Annotated in this window: 12 protein-coding genes and 1 tRNA gene; 7 read left to right on the forward strand and 6 right to left on the reverse strand. The window is 60.7% G+C overall.

The window, feature by feature from the left end; translation table 11 throughout:
• The first annotated feature begins 126 nt into the window (after positions 1-126).
• Positions 127-1,173, forward strand: a complete 1,047-nt coding sequence (locus IGS60_RS03865) for a lysozyme inhibitor LprI family protein (RefSeq protein WP_230502502.1) — start codon at positions 127-129, stop codon at positions 1,171-1,173.
• A 3-nt stretch (positions 1,174-1,176) separates the two neighbouring features.
• Positions 1,177-1,680, forward strand: coding sequence for an alpha/beta hydrolase family protein (locus tag IGS60_RS03870; protein WP_230502504.1), 504 nt, complete (start codon positions 1,177-1,179; stop codon positions 1,678-1,680).
• Position 1,681: 1 nt separating this feature from the next.
• Here IGS60_RS03870 and IGS60_RS03875 read toward each other — a convergent pair whose 3' ends face one another.
• From IGS60_RS03875 to IGS60_RS03900, 6 genes are all read right to left on the reverse strand, one after another.
• Entirely contained in the window at positions 1,682-2,086 is a 405-nt protein-coding gene (locus IGS60_RS03875; protein ID WP_139142976.1) for a hypothetical protein, read from the reverse strand.
• 295 nt (positions 2,087-2,381) lie between these two features.
• The gene (locus IGS60_RS03880) at positions 2,382-4,832 is read right to left on the reverse strand and encodes a quinoprotein amine dehydrogenase (RefSeq protein ID WP_230502506.1); all 2,451 of its coding nucleotides are present in this window, start codon (positions 4,830-4,832) and stop codon (positions 2,382-2,384) included.
• A gap of 652 nt (positions 4,833-5,484) precedes the next feature.
• Positions 5,485-5,560: transfer RNA gene (locus tag IGS60_RS03885), tRNA-Lys, on the reverse strand.
• Positions 5,561-5,628: 68 nt separating this feature from the next.
• Positions 5,629-7,395 carry a GspE/PulE family protein gene (locus IGS60_RS03890; protein ID WP_230502508.1) on the reverse strand — a complete coding sequence of 589 codons (1,767 nt, stop codon included), beginning with the start codon at positions 7,393-7,395 and terminating at the stop codon, positions 5,629-5,631.
• Between the two features lie 47 nt (positions 7,396-7,442).
• Complete coding sequence (locus IGS60_RS03895) at positions 7,443-8,231, reverse strand: spermidine synthase (RefSeq protein ID WP_230502510.1); 789 nt, start codon at positions 8,229-8,231, stop codon at positions 7,443-7,445.
• 97 nt (positions 8,232-8,328) lie between these two features.
• On the reverse strand, positions 8,329-8,841 hold the full coding sequence (locus IGS60_RS03900; RefSeq protein ID WP_070224495.1) for a glycine zipper 2TM domain-containing protein: 513 nt from the start codon (positions 8,839-8,841) through the stop codon (positions 8,329-8,331).
• Between the two features lie 401 nt (positions 8,842-9,242).
• Here IGS60_RS03900 and IGS60_RS03905 point away from each other — a divergent pair, with 401 nt between their 5' ends.
• The 5 genes from IGS60_RS03905 (at position 9,243) to IGS60_RS03925 (ending at position 14,570) form a co-directional block, all read left to right on the forward strand.
• The gene (locus IGS60_RS03905) at positions 9,243-9,641 is read left to right on the forward strand and encodes a barstar family protein (RefSeq protein ID WP_034747450.1); all 399 of its coding nucleotides are present in this window, start codon (positions 9,243-9,245) and stop codon (positions 9,639-9,641) included.
• Positions 9,642-9,797: 156 nt separating this feature from the next.
• Positions 9,798-10,406, forward strand: coding sequence for a phosphoribosylglycinamide formyltransferase (purN, locus tag IGS60_RS03910; RefSeq protein ID WP_230502511.1), 609 nt, complete (start codon positions 9,798-9,800; stop codon positions 10,404-10,406).
• Between the two features lie 21 nt (positions 10,407-10,427).
• On the forward strand, positions 10,428-11,747 hold the full coding sequence (locus IGS60_RS03915) for an RsmB/NOP family class I SAM-dependent RNA methyltransferase (RefSeq protein ID WP_070224497.1): 1,320 nt from the start codon (positions 10,428-10,430) through the stop codon (positions 11,745-11,747).
• A 122-nt stretch (positions 11,748-11,869) separates the two neighbouring features.
• Entirely contained in the window at positions 11,870-13,228 is a 1,359-nt protein-coding gene (locus IGS60_RS03920) for a mechanosensitive ion channel family protein (protein ID WP_230502513.1), read from the forward strand.
• A gap of 133 nt (positions 13,229-13,361) precedes the next feature.
• Positions 13,362-14,570, forward strand: a complete 1,209-nt coding sequence (locus IGS60_RS03925; protein ID WP_230502515.1) for a fatty acid desaturase — start codon at positions 13,362-13,364, stop codon at positions 14,568-14,570.
• Positions 14,571-14,598 lie beyond the last annotated feature (28 nt).

Raw genomic sequence — 14,598 nt, forward strand, 5'->3', positions numbered from 1 at the left:
CATCGATTCGGCCGCTGCCAAGGCCATGAACCGTTACTTACCAGGCGGAAGCGGCGCGTATCGGGCGGGCAGCGCGTATCCGATCAGTTAAACTTGCCGCTTTATTCACGCTGGCGCTGATAGAACATGAAAATTTGTCTACCCTTATTGAAAACGGCCTTGCTGGGCGCGAGCTGCCTGCTGGCGGCCCCGGTTTTTGCCGCCGCCGCCGCACCGTACCCGAACACCAGCGCCATGGGCGTGGGTCATGCGGAAAGCACGGCCTGGTATGCGGGCTGCCTGAAGGTCAAGGATGCGGCGCCGCCGCCAGCCGACCTGCCGGCGCCGTCCGCCGTGGCGTCCTTGCAGCAATGCCAGGCGACGGACCTGTATTACGATACCAAGAGTATGTCCTCGCCCAAGCCGGCCGACTGGCGTCCCGCGCGTCATTGCGCGATGGCCACGCAGAACAGCGCCGTGTTGATGATGCTGTACCAGAATGGACAGGGCGTGCAGAAAGACCCGCTGCTGGCGCTCAAGTATGCGTGCAGCATCGACGCGGCACCGGCCGAGATGCAGGGCCGCATCGAACACTTGCAGAAGATCAATGCCAGCGGGCGCGGCATGATCGACTTGTGCGACGACATCACCAGCGGCTACATGATGGGCGTGTGCAGCGCCATCGATGCGCGGCAAAAGCAGCGCGTGCGCGCGCAGGCGACAGGCAAGGCCAGTGCAAGCATGCCGGCCGTGGCGCAAGCGTCGCTGCAAAAGCTGCAGACGGCGGCCAGCAAGTTTGCCGACGCCCGCGCGGCCAATGAAACGGACTTGAGCGGCACGGCGCGCGCCGCCATGAGCATCGCCGCCCGTACGGCCGAGCTCGATCTGCTGGCGCAGGACTTGCGCCAGTACGAAGCGGGCAAGTTGCCAGCCAGCATGTCCAAGGAACAGGTGGCGGCGCTCGACAAGGAGCTCAACGCCATCTACGGCAAGCTGATGAAGAAGCCGGCCGAGACATACGCGGGCGCTGTGGGCAAGGATGGCATCCGCGCCACCCAGCGCCTGTGGCTGGCGTACCGCGATGCCTGGATGAATTTTGGCGCCGTGCGCTATCCGTCCGTCACCAGCGACACCTGGGCTGGCCTGTTGACGGCGCGGCGCAATGCACAACTGCAAGATCTGCTGGAGAATTAAGACATGCGCGAAGCGTATTACCACGAAGACGATTTTTGCATGATCGAACTGCTGCCGCTGGATAACTTGCAGCACTGTTTGACGCAGATGGGCGAGCAGCAGGCGTTCGCCGACGCGCACCGCAGCGGCGCCGGCTGGACGGACATGTACGTGCCCGAGGCGCCGCCGTCGCCACTGCGCGCGCTGGTCCTCACGGCCGACCAGCTGCGGCTGGCGCTGGCGGACGCCATGCCGCCATATGATGCCGTCTACACGGGCTATAGCAGTTACCGGGTGGAATGCAAGAACGTGCTGGCCTTTGGCGGCGACAAGACGGAAACCCTGTTTGCCGGCTTGGACGACGACGGCATCGTGGTGGATTTGTGGTGCAGCGATGGCATGCCGCAATTGCTGCTGTTGCCATTGAAAGAGCAGTTGCTGCTGGCCGACTGGGGCGCGGGTTTTGCGTGCCCTCTGGCCGATGAGGAACTGTTCGCCCGTTATCTGCAAGAATACGAACTCGGTTGATTCATTCGCAGGCGATGGCGTTCGGCTGCGCCACTTTGACTACGGACGCCAGGCGCGCCATGTCGTTGCCGTCGCCTTGCTCGACGTACGGTTGATAGGTATCGATGACGATGCGCGCACGCGCTTGCCAGCCGCAATTGTCGGCCTGGCGCGCGGGCACGCGCAGCAGGCGGCGCGCCTCGGCATCGTTGCTGAAACAAAACCATGCATCGTGCGTGGCGGCAGGGCGGGGCAAGCGCCCCCATTGCGCCTTGTCGGGCGCGAAGCAGACGCGGTTGCCGATGATTTCCAGACTCATCTCGTCCGTGCGTGCGCTGTACTGGCCGTCGAGCACGATGGGCGTTTGCGCCTGGGCTGGCAGCAACAAAGAGCACAGCAGGGGGGATAGCAGGGTGGCAAGTTTCACAGTGCGTCTTTCCGTATCGTCAGCAGATGCGCCAGTATATCGGCACTGGCGGCGCACGATTGCATTGCTCGCGGGGAGATTCTTTCCGCATCCGTCACGCACTGCTTTCGCTCAGCTTGTCTCTGGTCGAATTTACGCAAAAAAGATTTGGAAAATGCTAGTTTGACAACCCTGTGCGTACTGCTGTCTTCGTGGCAGGAGGGGATTAATGGTTCCCGTTGCCATGGACAAGGAATACTATATTCAAAAGAACCTCAACCAGCCGAAGCAGGGAGTATTTCCGCCGCCACTCCCCTTATGGGCCTACTGGTACAAATACCAGCAGGGGGTCGTCTGTCTGGCCCACCATCATGAGTCCATCAGCGGAAATACCCAGGGTGCGGGTCATCAGGCTCCTCGCGTACCCGGCAAACTTGAAACTCTTGAGCAGCATGCCGTTTGCGTCGTGCACCCATACGTCGGCGCTCGAATACCAGCCTGAGATGCCGCAGTAAACGCGATCATCGCTGCCCACCTCGACGTTGTTGGGGTAGGCATCTCCGCCGCTGAGGCTGCCGATGAAGCTCAGGTCCGACGGTTTTACGCTGCTGCAGCGGTAAGGTGCTGCCGACGCGATATACAGGCGCATGCCGTCAGCGCTGACCGCGATGTCTTGTCCATTCGATGCGCCGTTGATGAAGCCGGCGGAGCCCGCCGAAGCGCTGAACAGGGCACCGCCACCAATATCGGCGTAGTCAACTACAATTGCGCTTACCGATGCCGGGCTATAGCCTGAATCTTGCAAGTAGAGGCGGCTTCCGTCGCTCGATGCTGCCATGCTGTCGGCGTTGCCGATCATGCCCGCCACGGCGCCTGTGCTGGCCAGGTATGCCTTGCCGTCGGCTGCTGCCACAATCTCTACGCCATTTGGCCGCAGGGCCAGCAAGGCCGACGATTGCTGGACTGCTGCTGCCATTGGCCAACTGGTTTTTTTCGTCAGCGTAGCCAGGTCCACGACGATGATATTCCGATTGGCGGTATCGTAGGTGTAAAGATGCCGGCCATTCGGGCTGATGGTCATGTCTCCCATCGCGCCACCGAGGTTGCTGATGGTGCCGACTTGGGTGGCGGAATAGATGTTATACACATCGATATCGCCTGTGCCGTTGTTTGCATACAGCAAAGGTCGGATCGGATCGGTCTTGAGGTGGCTGTAGGTCTTCGTCAATTTCGTCGTGACGGCCGGCGTGACGCTTCCTTTCCAGATCGCAACATGCAGCTGCTCTGAAGTCTGAATACCATTCTCGCTGGCCAGGCTGACGGTGGCATAGCTGATGGCGTCGACCGGTAAAGTGGATGGATCGGCCGTCAGTGTCAGCGCATTTCCGCTGCGTTGCACGGACAGCCATGCCTTGTCGGAACTGGCAGTCCATGCAGGGGTTAGCCCGAAGTTGTCGCGCACGGTGACCTTGCGCGACAGGCGTGACCAGCCTGGGGTGGAAGACAGCCCGACGCCGACTTCCGAGAACAGCAGTTTGCGCGTATCGCGCTGGGCGGTGATGGTGACTGGTACCGAGATGGTATCGCCATTGACTTGCGTGCTTGCGGTCAAGGTCGTGGCACTGGTTCCGATGGGCTGGTTGGCGCCGATTTGCGAAAACACAATGCTGCTGCCAGCCTGATTCACCGTACCGCTGGTAGCGCTCGCGCCCAGCCATGCAGGCAGTGCCGAGAACGACCAGGGATAAGCGTTCGCCATGGTGTTGAGATTCAGCGTCAGGCTTGCTGTCGACGCAGGCGAGCGGCCATAAGGTCCTCCCAGCGTGATGCTGTCAATCGAGGACGTTAAGGTGGCTTTCGTCAAGTTCAGCGTGACAGGAACTTTGCTGTCGCTGACGTTCGGTGCGGTAATCGTTAACATTGCATCGTGTCGGCCGCTGGCAAGCTTGCCGTTCGCCGGGTCGACATATACCGATGCAATGGCAGGTGTGGTGCCGCTCGTCGGGGTCACTCCTAGCCATGCCGCGCTGGCGGTGGCTTTCCAGTTCGCCGCTAGGTTAGGTGCCGTAAATTTAACGGGCGCTGCCGCAATGGGAGCGCCGTTGATGCCATTGAAGGTAATCTGGCCGTGATCAATGGAAAAAGCGGCAGGCAGCAATTCGGCACTGACAGGCAGCGAGGCGATTTGCCCGTCGCTGCTTGTGACTACGATAGTGCCTGTCTGGACGCCAAATGTCAGCGCGGAAACATCATAGCCGACAGTAAACGAGCTGACGCCGTTACCTGCTGCCGTCGAGAGCTTGATCCATGCCGCGTTCGTGTTCACAGTCCATGTGCGACTTTTCGCGCTGACGTTGACAGTGACGGGCGCTGGCGCCGGATTTCCCTCAGAAATGGTCGCGTTGAGAAGGCCAAGTGGCGCCACTGTCATTGGTGACAAGGATATCGGCACGACAGTGATCGCATATGGCAACTGCATCGGCGAACCGGGGAAGTGTTGCGTACAAGCGGCATCCTTGCAAACTTTGACTGAAAAAGTGCCTGTATGTTTTCCGATGGGCAGCGTTGGCGCAGTCTGGAGCAGAATGCTGTAACTGCCTGGGCTTAGCTGGGAAAATTGTACCTCCGGCAGTATCACGCCTGTCGTATCGATGACGTAGGCGAACACACTGTTTACATTTTGAAATTCCGATGGCGTGTTCACAGTCGCTAGCAATGACAATGCCTTCGTGCTCCCCTCATCGGCGGTAGCGGCGGCCGTCGGCACGCTGAATGTCAATGTTGGCGTGGGCGTTGGGGTAACTGGGACCGGAGGGGCAACGCCGCTGCTTCCGTCGCCTCCACCGCTTGGGCTACCACCGCCGCCACAGCCAGCCATTAATGTGGTTGCGAGCAAGTATGCCAGTGCGCGCGAAATGCTGTACCTGAAAAGAACGGACGCCATTTTTGTCGGAGGTAATCATTAAGAGAGAGGCATTATTGCTTATTTCAAATTGTTTGAATAGCATTTAGTTGCCAATAATTAATTTCCTTTATTTATTTTCTTTTTTGCAAGTAATGGCATTCTCGACGCATTGCCTGTATGGCATCGTTGAAGCTGGCGAGCTGGCGAGCTGGATATGCTGGAGGGGAGGAAGCGCGTGCTGTATTTGCAACGAGCACGTTGGCATCGCGGTGGCGCGCCATTGCCATGGGCATGCGTCTTATTTCCTCACGGGTTTGGGAGTGTTGCGCAAGGCGCGGCTCAATGCTTGCTTGTCCGTCCTTTAGAAACATGGGTTAAGGCAGTGCCGGGAGAGTTTCTGCACTTGGCGGTGACCGGGGCACATTTCCCCCATGTGGGCAATATCACGGATAAAGACGCAAAAAAGGGTTAGCAAACGATAGTTTGCTAACCCTGATCTGTACTGCTGTATTCGTGGTAGGCCGTGCGGGATTCGAACCTGCGACCAACGGATTAAAAGTCCGCTGCTCTACCAGCTGAGCTAACGACCCGAAAGAGGCCGCATTATATATCAGTTGAAAAAGAATGCAAAGCATTCCTGCACGAAAGTGAAGATGGCTCAATGCAGGGCGGCCGTGAGCTTCAGCACTTCGTCGATGCTGGTCGTGCCATCGATGATCTTGCGCGCGCCGGCGAGGCGCAGCGGCGTCATGCCGTCGAGGATGCTTTGGCGGCGCAAGGCGTGCAGGTCGGCGCCCGCCTTGATGAGCTGGCCGAACGTTTCCGTCACGTTCAGCAGTTCATAAATGCCGGCCCGCCCCAGGTAGCCGCTGTGGCGGCACAGGGGGCAGCCGGCGGGGCGGTACATGGCGCGGGGGCGTTCCAGCTGGCCGCCCGTCAGGCGCTGCCATGACGCGTCGTCCGGGGCGTCGCCCGGCTGTTTGCAGGCCGGACACAGGCAGCGCAGCAGGCGCTGCGCCAGCACGCCGATCAGGCACGCTTCCAGTAGATAGGCGGGCAAGCCCAGTTCCAGCAGGCGCATGACGGCCGAGGGCGCATCGTTGGTATGCAGGGTCGACAGCACCAGGTGTCCCGTCAGCGCCGCCTGGATGGCCATCTCGGCCGTGGCCAGGTCGCGGATCTCGCCCACCATGATGATGTCGGGATCTTGCCGCATCAGCGCCCGCACGCCGTCGGCAAACGACAGTTCGATGCCGGCCTGGGTTTGCACCTGCATCTGGTTGAAGGCCGGCTCGACCATTTCGATGGGGTCTTCCACCGTGCACACATTGACTTCGCTGCCGGCCAGCGCCTTCAACGTGCTGTACAGGGTGCTGGTCTTGCCCGAGCCCGTGGGGCCCGTCACCAGCACGATGCCATGCGTGCGCGCCGTCAACTGGCGCCAGCGTTCGGCGTCCGCGGGCGGAAAGCCCAGTTCGGCGAGACTCTTGACGGCCACTTCCGGATCGAAGATGCGCATGACGAGCTTTTCGCCGAAGGCCGTGGGCAAGGTCGACAGGCGCAGCTCGATTTCCTGCCCTTGCGCATTGCGCGTCTTGATGCGGCCATCCTGGGGGCGGCGCTTTTCCACCACGTCCATGCGCCCTAGCAACTTGATGCGCGCCGTCATGGCCAGCAATACCACGGGCGGCAGCTGGTAGGCCTGGTGCAGGCGGCCGTCAATGCGCAGGCGCACGAGGCCCGCGTCGCGCTTCGGTTCCAGGTGGATGTCGGACGCGCGCTGGGCGAACGCATACTGCCACAGCCAGTCGACGATGCGCACCACGTGCTGGTCGTTGGCGTCGAGGCTGGTCTTGTTGCGCCCCAGTTCCACCAGCTGCTCGAAATTGTGGCGCAGCGCCAGGTCTTGCGTGGATGCTTGCCTGGCCACCTTGACGGAGGTGGCCAGGCTGAAAAATTGCGCGATGGCGTCGGCGATGTGCAGCGGGTTGGCGATGACCAGGCTCAGCTTGCGCGGCGCCAGGTTGCCCAGCTGCGCCTGCCAAGCGAGCGCGTAGGGCTGGGCCGTGGCGATGACGATGCGGTCAAGCGTGCTTTCCACGGGCAGGATGTTGAAGCGGGCCGCATAGCCGGCCGTCATGACGTCGGCCACCTGGCTGAAATCGATGTGCAGGGGATCGATGCGCAGATACGGCAAGCTCGCGCGTTGCGCCAGCCAGGCGCACAGGGTGTCGAGCGTGAGTGCGCCGTGGGCGATGCTGCACAGCGGATGCAAGGCGGGCGCCGGCAGCAGGGCGGTCTGGGTGGCGATGGCGGCCGCTTGCGCTGCGTCGAGCAAGCCGTCTTCCTGCAGCCAGGCCAGCAGTTGCGGCAGTTCCAGTGGCGTGTCGGGCGAGATGGGAGAGGGAGGCGGGGAGGCGGGCATGGCCGGCGTCTTTCAGGATTGCCGGCCTTGCCTGGGAGTGCCGGTGCTTACAGGGTGCTGGCGATGCCCTTGACCCAGGACTTGGCGGGCAGCTTGGTCTCGGCGACGATCTGCTTGGCGCGTTCGAGCAAGGCGGCTTGCGCTTCGGCATCGAGTGCCACTTTCGTCTTGAACGCGATCGCCACCACGTTCCCATCATGGACTTCCGGCAGGCAGATCACCTGTGCAAACGCAAACTTCATCGCCTTGATGTTCTTTGCGTAGCTGGGATGGTCGCCAAACAGGTTGACCGTCATGATGCCGTGCGGCGCCAGGCAAGCGCAGCAGGCGGCATAGAAATCGGCGCTGTCGAGCACGGGACCGCGTGCCGTGGCGTCGTACAGGTCCACTTGCAGGGCGTCCAGGGTGCCGTGGTTGGCTTCATCGTTGACGTAGTCGAGCGCATCCATCTCGCGCACGTGCAGACGCTCGTCGTTGGGCGGCAGCTTGAACATCGAGGCGCAGATGGTGATGACGGAAGGATTGAGTTCGATGGCTTCGACCTGTGCCTGCGGGAACTGGCGGTAGCAGAACTTGGTCAGCGCGGCCGTGCCCAGACCCAGCTGGGCGATGCGCTGCGGTTGCTCGATCCACAGCATCCACGCCATCATCTGCTGCGCGTATTCGAGTTCCGGCCAATCCGGCTTGCGGATGCGCATGGCGCCCTGCACCCATTCCGTGCCGAAATGCAGATAGCGCACGCCATCCATTTCCGACAGGGTGACAGGGGCGTAACGGGGCTTGCGCGCAGGGCGCGAGGATTCGACTTGTTCGATGGATTTTCGTTTGATAAGCATAGGGCGGCCTGAAAGTGTGCCGCATTATAGCCCGTGCCGGGGCGCCATAAAAAATGCCAGCCGCTGGGGCTGGCATGGTAGGGGCCGGTTGTTACGCTTACTGCTGAGCTGGCTCGATCGAGACGCGCAGACGGATGCGCTCGCCCGGATCGTAGGACATGATGCTCGTGTAGTTGCGGCCGCGGTAGTCGTAGGTGACCTGGTAGCCATTGTTGCGCGATTCCCAGTGGTCGACCTGACGGCATTGCTTGACGGCTTGTTCCTGCATGCCGCCCTGGTAGTTGTTCTGGTTGTCGACACGGTCGCCCACGACGGCGCCGGCGATCGCGCCCGCCGCTGCTGCTGCCGTGCGGCCATTGCCGCCACCGACCTGGCTGCCGAGCAGGGCGCCGGCGATACCGCCGACGATGGAGCCGCCAGCGCTGCGCTGTTGCGGCGGTGCCTGGACTTGCACGTATTCCGTACGGCATTCCTGGCGTGGACGATTGATCTGTTCCACTTGCGGCACGACGCGCACGACCTTGCCGAAATCTTCAAAGTCGGCGGCCTGGGCGAGTGGCAATGTGCCGAGACAAACGGCTGACAACATCAATTTGGCTTGCAAGTTCATTTGTAACCTCGTTATCTAGAGAATCTTTCAGGGTATTTTTTACAACTTGGGACTATAGTAATCCCGCCAGAGCGGGGCAAGTGTTTCGCATGGCAACAAAATGTAACAGCCCAAGCCCCTTGCCCCACAGTCTGTAACATGCACTTTCAATCGATACAAGATGTTGAAGTGACTTGAAACCAGCGGTTTGTAACAAATCTTGCGTTTGACATCATATTCGGGTTGATTCATGCAGGACAACACGTTACCCTAATACGCGTATGGCTTATATAAAATCGCACTGAATCGCATAAAAGTTGATACAGATCGAATCACCGCGTGCGCATTGACCCGCGTGCGGGGATGCAATAAGAAGAGCAGCTAGAAAAAATCCATACATAACAGGTCGATTTGAGGGAAAAATGAGTTTGTTACTAACCGTGCCGCCCAACCTTGTCCAGTCCATCCGTGCCTTTCGCGTGACCGAATTACAAGACGAGGCGATCCGTCTCGGGCAGCACTTTTTATATGCGCATTGCAACGCTGGACAGACCAAACAACAAGTCATCGGCATTATTGCGGAAGCCTTCCTGTTTCCGAAAAACCTGGCGAAGAATTTCGATGCCCTGCGCCTGTGCCTGACGGACACCATGTTCAAGGCGGGCACGCAGACGGGCTTCCTGGTGGTGCTTGAGCAATTGCCAAATACGCAAAAATTCGACAAGGAAGCGCGCGAGATCCTGCTCGACGTGTTCCGCGACGCGGCCGACTACTGGGCCGAGAAAAAAGTCCCGTTCCGCGTCTTCTATTCGTTCGAGTAAGCACCTACTCACGCCGCGGAGGCGCCAAACCAGCCTTTCATGCCCTGATCGGTCGGCGTAATCGGGCGGCGGCGGCGGCCCGGTCACTATGTTGCGCCGCAACAATAATAGCGGCCTTTCTTGGTTCGCATCGCCATAGCGGGTACAATGCGCGCTATGAAAAATATCGTTATCCTCATTTCCGGACGCGGCAGCAACATGGAAGCGGTCGTGCGCGCGGCGCAAGCCGAGCAATGGCCAGCCCGTATTGCCGCCGTCATCAGTAACCGGGCCGATGCCCAGGGACTGGTTTTTGCCGCGGAACATGGGATAGCGACGGCAGTTGTTGCCAACAAGGATTATGCCAGCCGCGAACAGTTCGATGCGGCGCTGCAAGCCGTGATCGACGGCTACACCCCCGACCTGGTCGTGCTGGCCGGTTTCATGCGCATCCTGACGCCGCCCTTCGTCGAGCATTACGCGGGGCGCATGCTCAATATCCACCCGTCGCTGCTGCCGCTGTTCCCGGGCATGGCGACGCACCGCCAGGCGCTCGAGGCGGGCGTGACGGAACACGGCGCGACCGTGCATTTCGTAACTGCCGAGCTCGATCATGGCCCGGCCGTGGCGAGCGCGACAGTCCCCGTCTTGCCCGGCGACACAGAAGACAGCTTATCGGCGCGCGTGCTGGTACAGGAACATCTGCTTTACCCGCGCGCCATCCGCCTGTTCATTGACGATAAACTGTCGGTCGAGCATGGCCAGGTCCGCGTGGACCCTCAATAAAATATTACAGGAAGAATAACAATGAGATTGCCACCAGCGATACTTGCCAATGCTGAAGAAGTGTTGCGCGAAATTTTACGTTTCACGGCCCCCGCCGACACGACCTTGTCGCGCTATTTCCGCGACCATCCGCGCCTCGGTTCGCGCGAACGCGGCGCCATCGCCGAAGGCATTTATGCCGTGCTGCGCAATAAATCGTTCTTCACGGACTTCGCCGAAGCGGGCAGCGGCCCGACCATGCGCCGCCTGACCATCCTCGGCCTGGCCGAAGCCGTCGGCGCCGACTCCTTGGGCGGCCTGACGGAAGAAGAAGTGGAATGGCTGGAACGCATCACGCAGATCGACCGCAGCCTGATGCCGGCGAACATGCGCGCCAATATGCCGACCTGGCTGTTCGACAAGCTGATCGCCCAGTTCGGCGAAGCGGAAACCATGAAGCTGGCCGATGCGCTGAACGCGCCGGCGCCGCTGGACTTGCGCGTCAACTCGCTCAAGGCCACGCGCGAAGACGTGATGCTGGCCCTGGCCGAAGCGCCGATTCTCAGCACGCCGACGCCGTTTGCGCCGCTGGGCTTGCGCGTGATCAAGAAGCCATCGTTGCAAAACCTGCCATTGTTCCAGAGCGGCGCCATCGAAGTGCAGGATGAGGGCAGCCAGATCCTGTCGCAGATCGTCGGCGCCAAGCGCGGCGAGATGGTGGTCGATTTCTGTGCCGGCGCGGGCGGCAAGACGCTCGCATTGGGCGCGCTGATGCGCAACACGGGCCGCTTGTACGCGTTCGACGTATCGGAAAAGCGTCTGGCCAAGCTCAAGCCGCGCATGGCCCGCAGCGGCCTGTCGAACGTGCATCCGGTGCAGATCGCGCATGAGCGCGATGCCAAGATCAAGCGCCTGGCCGGCAAGATCGACCGCGTGCTGGTCGATGCCCCGTGCAGCGGCCTGGGCACCCTGCGCCGCAATCCGGACGTCAAATGGCGCCAGCAGCCGAACTCCATCGTCGAGCTGCAAGCCAAGCAGGCAGCCATCCTGGCCGGCGCGGCGCGCCTGGTCAAGGGCGGCGGCCGCCTGGTGTACGCCACCTGCAGCTTCCTGAACGAAGAAAACGATCAGATCGCCGAGCAATTCCTGGCGGCCAACCCCGACTTCACCCTGGTGCCGATGAGCAAGGTGCTGGCCGAACAGAAGATCGAGCTGGAAATGGGCGACTACCTGAAACTTCTGCCGCACCTGCACCAGACGGACGGCTTCTTCGCCGCCGTGTTCGAGCGCAAGGTCATGCCGAAAAAAGTCTACGCCGATGAAAAGCCGGCCGACGACGTTGACGCTGAACCAGCCGAGTAAGCCTGTCACGGGTCGCCGCTGCACCCTGCAGCGGCGCCCTTCAATGCCGCCAGCCCGCCTGGCGGCATGGGATCACTCCCCATCCGTACCATCTTCGTCCCACCTTCCGGACCGCATCCGCCATGAATGAAACCCCGCTGCTCAATCTGATCACTGATTTTGTCAATGATTTCCGCCAACCGGCCATCCTGTGGCAGGCGCTGGTCATCCTTGCCTGCCTGGCCCTGAGCTGGCTGCTGGTGCGGCAGTTGCGCGTGTTCCTGCATAAGCGGGCGGAAGCGGCGACGACGCCAGCCACGCCGGAAACCCTGCAGCGCACGGATAGTTTCATCCGCATTTTGACGCCCGTGCTGGCGGCCATGCTGCTGGGCATTGCGCAACATTTCCTGGCCAAGTTCCAGTCGGTGAACCTGCTCAGCATTGCCATCCCCTTGTGCACGTCGATGGCGCTGGTGCGCTTCGGCTTTTATGTGCTGCGCCGCATTTTTGCCCGTCATGGCGACATCAGTCCCACCACGTTGTTGCTGGAAAAGATTTTCACGGTGGTGGTGTGGGCCGGCATGGCCCTGTACATCACGGGCCTGTGGCCGGAACTGCATACCTTCCTGGAAAGCATCGTCGTGCCGCTGGGACGCAACAAGGTCTCCGTGGCTGCCATCTTGCAAGCCGCTATTTCGGTCGCCGTGCTGCTGGTACTGGCCATGTGGGCCGGCACCTCGCTCGACGAGCGTCTGATGAAAATGCAGGGTCTGCACACTTCCCTGCGCGTGGTGCTGTCGCGCATGGGGCGCGCCGTGCTGATCCTCGTGTCCGTGCTGGTCAGCCTGTCGCTGGTGGGCATCGACTTGACGGTGCTGTCCGTGTTCGGCGGCGCCTTCGGCGTGGCGCTGGGCTTCGGCTTGCAAAAGATCGCCGCGAACTTCGTCTCCGGCTTCATCATCCTGCTCGACCGCAGCCTCACCATCGGCGACATGATCACGGTGGGTCAATTCACGGGCAAGGTCACGCAGATCAATACGCGCTATACTGTGTTATTGGGTGGCGATGGCGTTGAATCCATTGTGCCGAATGAAATGCTGATTTCCGGCGGCGTGCAAAACATGTCGCTGAGCAACCGCATGGTCTGGCTGTCGACGGCCGTGTCGGTGGGCTATGAAACGGATCTCGATGTCATCTTCCCCTTGCTGGAAGCGGCGACGGCCAAGGTGCCGCGCGTGTCGCAAAGCAATCCGCCCTCGGCGACGCTCGTGCGTTTCGGCGCCGACGGCCTCGACGTGCAGATCGGCTTCTGGATCGCGGATCCGGAAAACGGCACGGGCGGCGTGAAGTCGAATGTGAACCGCGCCATCTGGCGCACCTTGCAGGAACATAAGGTTACTGTACCGTTTCCGCAACGCGAATTGCGTATTGTTGGTACGCCTGCTGCCCCGCTCGCCAGCGCGGCAGACGGTGAGTCCCCGCCATCCGGCACCCAGCCTTAACCTCGCTGCCTGCCTCCGTTTTTGCCTGATAGCACCCATTAGGGCGTACAATCACGCCTAAAATTAACTCTGCCGGACCTCCAGAGTCACTGGAGCGACCGTGCGCACGCCCTGTCCACTTGGAGTAGTAGTAATGACATTGAGTTCCGTTTTACACGACGTTTTGCAGTTCATGGCCACTGGCATTACCGATCTGTCCGCATGGCAAGTTTTCTTGTACACCATGGTGGTCACGCACATCACGATCGCCAGCGTCACGATTTACCTGCACCGCCACCAGGCCCACCGCGCGCTGGAATTGCATGCGATTCCCAGCCATTTCTTCCGTTTCTGGCTGTGGCTGACGACGGGCCAGGTCACCAAGGAGTGGGCGGCCATTCACCGCAAGCACCATGCCAAGTGCGATACGGAAGAAGATCCGCACAGCCCCGTGACGCGCGGCATCAAGAAAGTGTTCTGGGAAGGCGCCGAGCTGTACCGCGCTGAATCGAAGAGCATGGAAACCATGGCCAAGTATGGCCACGGCACGCCGACGGACTGGATCGAGCGCAACCTGTACACCAAGTACAGCTGGCTGGGCGTGGTGTCGCTGTTCGTCATCAATTTCGTGTTGTTCGGCGTGATCGGCATTTCCGTGTGGGCTGTGCAAATGATGTGGATCCCCATCACGGCGGCCGGCATCATCAACGGCATCGGCCACTACTGGGGCTACCGCAACTACGACTGCGCCGATGCGGCCACCAACATCATTCCGTTCGGCATCCTGATCGGCGGCGAAGAGTTGCACAACAATCACCATACCTATGCCACGTCGGCCAAGCTGTCGTCGAAATGGTATGAAATCGATATCGGCTGGGCGTACATCCGCGCGCTGGAAATGCTGGGCCTGGCCAAGGTGAAAAAGCTGGCGCCGGAGCCGAAGTTCTCGCACGGCAAGCTGGAAGCGGACTTCGAGACCTTGCAATCGGTCATCGCCAACCGCTACGACGTGATGGCCAAGTATGCGAAATCGATCAAGCATGCCTGGAAGGAAGAGCTGGAACACCTGAAGCACAAGGCCGAGCTGGAAAAGCGCTTCCTGAAATCGTCGCGCAAGCTGATGCAGCGCGAGCCGGGCAAGCTGGCCGACGCGCACCACGAGCAACTGTCGGAACTGTTCCAGCACAGCAAGGCGCTGGAAACCATGCACCACATGCGCGTGGAGCTGGGCGCCATCTGGGAGCGTTCGCACTTCACGCGCGAGCAATTGCTGCAGAAGCTGCAAGACTGGTGCGCGCGTGCCGAAGCGTCGGGTATCCAGTCGCTGCAGGACTTCTCCTTGCGCCTGCGCAGTTATGCATAAAGTTATGCATAAGTAAGCTGCCGCATAT

This window comes from Janthinobacterium sp. FW305-128, from assembly GCF_020858135.1.
Lineage (GTDB): Bacteria > Pseudomonadota > Gammaproteobacteria > Burkholderiales > Burkholderiaceae_D > Janthinobacterium.